Source organism: Rhizobium sp. C1 (assembly GCF_021026335.1).
GTDB lineage: Bacteria > Pseudomonadota > Alphaproteobacteria > Rhizobiales > Rhizobiaceae > Ensifer_A.
Map to the genome: position 1 here is coordinate 1 of NZ_JAJNCY010000019.1, position 3,786 is coordinate 3,786.

Genomic DNA, 3,786 nt, shown 5'->3' on the forward strand with positions numbered 1-3,786 from the left:
ACATAAAGGGCCGCATCAGATGCGGCCGTTTCTTTTTAAAACATAACGCGGGGTGGAGCAGCCCGGTAGCTCGTCAGGCTCATAACCTGAAGGCCGCAGGTTCAAATCCTGCCCCCGCAACCACTGAAACTTGCAAATTTGCCCACGCAAGTCGCCGAACAGAGAGTTCCTCCGCGCAAGCGTCGAGGAACTCTTTTTGTTTCTGCTCCGTGGATAGACGACCGGAATCAATCCCCTCAAGATACGCATGCTGCTTCCGCAGCTCGAACTGACGCTCCAGGATCGTCGTAGCCTCCATCGCAGCCAGGATCGAGGCGATACGGCCGTGGATGGCAAGCTCCGCGGGTTGATGACCCGGCGTCGGGCCGACAACCACCTTCTGAACCAGCATCCTGATCATCGTGATGTACCGCTGCTTCAGATCTTTGTCAGCGGCATCGCGCATGTAATAGAGCACCGTGTTGATGATCAGTTCGACGTTCTCGGGCGTTGATTGACGGCGCACCTCAGCCAGCTTCTCTTCCAGTGTGTCGTCGTCCGGTTTGCAGGCGGCAAGGAGCTGCTCGGCAGCCACGCGTTCCAGTTCCAGTTTGTCGAGCGCATCATCGAGCGCCGGCAGGCGCGGTCTCCCCTCCAGGGCGCGTTCGCTAATCTGCTGGATGATCGCCTTTTGCTTCGCCTCGATCAATTTGAGGTCGTCGGCGCGCTTGGCATGTTCGGACGGTCCCGACCGCAGCTTGATCTCCACTCGCTTCTTCGTCTCCTCGGCCAGCTTGTCAAAAATCCCCATGCTGAAAAATGCCGCCGGAAGCGCGCTGAGGACCCGGTCTTCGACATCCTGGCGCTTGATCGTCTTCGAGTTCGAGCAGCAGGCACCGCCCAGTTCGTCGATCGGCAGGCGCTTCTTGTGATTGGTGCAGCCGTAGCGATCCTTGCCCATGATCGCGTAGGGCCCTGCGCATTCAGCGCATTCGAGAAGTCCCGACAGGAGATATGACGGGCGGTGCGAGGCATTCAACGCGTTCGTCGTCGTATAGGAAAACAGCTCGCCGACTTCCTTTTGGCGTCGCTTTACCTTTGACCAAAGCTCGTCCGAAACGATCCGCATCGCCGGCACGTCCGACGTCACCCATTGCGCAGCATCGTTGGCGCGGGCCACCCGCCGTTCCGTGTCCGGGTTCTTCCGGTAATTGCGTTTGTTCCAGACCAGCCGTCCGATATACGTCTCGTTGTTGAGGATGCCCGTGCCACGCTCTGCATGTCCGCGGATGGCCGTGTCTCGCCAGGCCGCGCCTCTTGGACCTTCGATGCCTCTCTCATTCAGTTGTTGTGCAAGGTCGCGCGGTGAAACGCCCGCGGCGTATTGTTCGAAAATCCAGCGGACGATGCCCGCCTTGTCTTCGTCGATGTCGCGGTAACCGGGGATGCGGTCGCCGTTAGCATCGCGCACTGCGGCCAGGCGGTAGCCATAGGCGAGACAGGTGGACGCCTTTCCCTTCCGGACTGCGGTCTTCATGCCCTCGCGTGTTCGGTAGCGGATCTGTTCGATCATCTCCTGGCTGAGCGTTGCCCGCAGCCGCATCTCGATGTCCGTGACGGGTGCGCCGCCCTGAACCGTCCAGAGTTCGATGTCGTTGAATTTGAGCCGCTTCAGAAAACCATTCGCATGTTCCGAGTCGCGTGAAATGCGGTCGACGGTCACGCAGAGGATGACGTCGACGCCGCCGGCTTCGACCCGTCGGATAAGCGCCTGAATACCCGGCCGGCTTTTGTAGCTTGTGCCGCTGACCGCGAAATCGGTGAAGACTTCCGCCGTCGCCCATCCCTTCTGCTCCGCGAAATCCCGGCAAAGCTCAACCTGAGTCTCAATCGAGACTTCATTCTGGCGCTCGGTCGAGTAGCGTGCGTAGATAAGTGCGGCTTTGGCCATCGCGTGTTCTGCCTTCGATAACGTCCGACCTACTTAGAGTGTTTGCCGGAGCTTTAAACCCCTCCCGCCAAAAACGGTGATGATGGTTAATGTCGAGCGATCGGCGTGGGCTCGGGGATCGGAGGCGAAATATGCCGCGGATGACAGGCAAATGGAGCCCCCCGCGTCGGCTTCGCCTGAACGTTTTGCGCGCCGTTCGACCCACAGGCATTGCGAGCCCACAAAGAGATATCCCAACCCCGCTTCGGCGGGGTTTTATTTTGTCCAAGGTTCAGCGTCCGCGTCGGGCGTTAACCATAACCGCGTTCAACGTTCCTGGTGCGTTCCGGGGCCCCTTGCTGCAGGTGGGATGACGCGGTAGGGTTGTTGTGTCGGCAGAAGCTGTGCTCCTGCAGTCACTTAGCGGCCCCCGCCAGCGTTGGCGCGCTGAACGAGGGCCTGACCCGCAACCTTGTAGGAAAGGCATTGGGCTATGAACACCCTTACCTTCAACTTCCGCACGACGGAAGAAATTTTGTCATCCTCTCCCGTTGATCTTGTGAGCACCATCGCGGTTTCCGCGGCCATCCCCTTGCGCCGCGTCGCAGGGTTCGTGGCCAAGCGCCCTGGCGCAAATGGCTTCGCCGTCGTGACCGCCTCGACCGCTCACTAGTCTCAACCCCGATCGAACGCACGTCCGATTTGCGCCTTGCTGTTCTGGCTCGTCGCGTAAACCGTCGGGTCCTTGCGCGTCGCTGCCGCCGAATGCGGAAATAATTTCCGCGTCGAGAGACGATGAAGCATGGCCGACACCGTCGCGTTCGATCCCTCCATGGAGAAGAATGATGTCTCACGAACACCTTAGCGCAGACCGCGCTCGCCGTTACGACAAGGCCATCGACCCGAGCATGGTTCAGCCGCGTCTGTTGGCACTGGCCGAGCAAGCAGCGACCTCTGCGTTCGCCGTCCCGGAAATGATCGATGGGCTTGCCAAAGGTCTGGAAGAGGCGGCGACGCTGATGCGCGCCGTGCCGATCCAGGAGGGTCGTCTCCTCGAGCAGGGCATTGCGCTGCTTGCTGGCTCCAATCCTGATCTGTTGGCTCTAACGGAAAACATCCGCTTGCCCGTGACGCCGGCAGCCCTTCAGCTCGTCGAAATGAACAACGAGGCTCATTATCGCCGCCTGACGCTCGACGCTGATACGGGCGGACGCAAGGGATATACGCCGGACATGCTTGTGGTCCACCAGTCGAAGCGGCTCGCTTACGTCGTCGATATCAAGCGCACGCTGGGTTCGTATGAAGCGACCCGCATCGCGGACCTCAAGAACCGGATGCTTGCGTCATCGCTGGTGGTTCCCGACCTCCTTTATAAAGAGCATCGTCGCATGATGGTCGATGAAGTCCGAGCGGTCATCATCAACGGTGACGGTCAGAAGATCGACATCGATCACGGTATCTGGCCTTTGAGTCATCTCGATCATCTGCTCGAGTTGGATGGGGCGGGCCTCGCGATCGAGTGGATGCGAAAACAGTTTGCCTCAGCTGTCGAGCGCAATTGGAAGGCTGCCGTCCGGCAGCTCGCCGACAGCTATACGCGGAAACGTGATGGCGGGGGCGACCGCCAGTCAAGGGCTGGGGTCGACTTCGGATTGACCGCAGCAACGCTCGAGCGGGGCGACCCTGATGCCGTCCGCGCCGCAAGTGATCCGGACACGTCGGGTGGGTCAGACGACGACTCAGTTTCTGTCCTGTGGCCTGCTGCCGGTTTCATGGACACCGAGTTAAGGTGTTTCCAATGAAACTGGAGCGAAGGAATGCAACGAAGGAAGTTCAGCCGCGAATATAAGCTTGAAGCGGTGAGATTGATTCGGGAG

Annotated in this window: 3 protein-coding genes, 1 tRNA gene and 1 pseudogene; 4 read left to right on the top strand and 1 reads right to left on the bottom strand. The window is 59.8% G+C overall.

Annotated elements, in window-relative coordinates; genetic code table 11:
- The first annotated feature begins 46 nt into the window (after window positions 1-46).
- Both LQK83_RS21520 and LQK83_RS21525 read left to right on the top strand, forming a co-directional pair.
- A tRNA-Met gene (locus tag LQK83_RS21520) sits at window positions 47-123 on the top strand.
- A 124-nt stretch (window positions 124-247) separates the two neighbouring features.
- Entirely contained in the window at window positions 248-493 is a 246-nt protein-coding gene (locus tag LQK83_RS21525) for a hypothetical protein (RefSeq protein ID WP_230839534.1), read from the top strand.
- 375 nt (window positions 494-868) lie between these two features.
- Here the strand turns inward: LQK83_RS21525 and LQK83_RS21535 are convergent.
- Window positions 869-1,930, bottom strand: a pseudogene (locus LQK83_RS21535) (recombinase family protein); the annotation flags it as partial.
- A 472-nt stretch (window positions 1,931-2,402) separates the two neighbouring features.
- Here LQK83_RS21535 and LQK83_RS21540 point away from each other — a divergent pair.
- On the top strand, window positions 2,403-2,582 hold the full coding sequence (locus LQK83_RS21540; RefSeq protein WP_230839536.1) for a hypothetical protein: 180 nt from the start codon (window positions 2,403-2,405) through the stop codon (window positions 2,580-2,582).
- A 169-nt stretch (window positions 2,583-2,751) separates the two neighbouring features.
- Window positions 2,752-3,711 (top strand): hypothetical protein, encoded by a 960-nt coding sequence (locus LQK83_RS21545; protein WP_230839537.1) that lies wholly within the window; start codon window positions 2,752-2,754, stop codon window positions 3,709-3,711.
- Window positions 3,712-3,786: the final 75 nt, after the last annotated feature.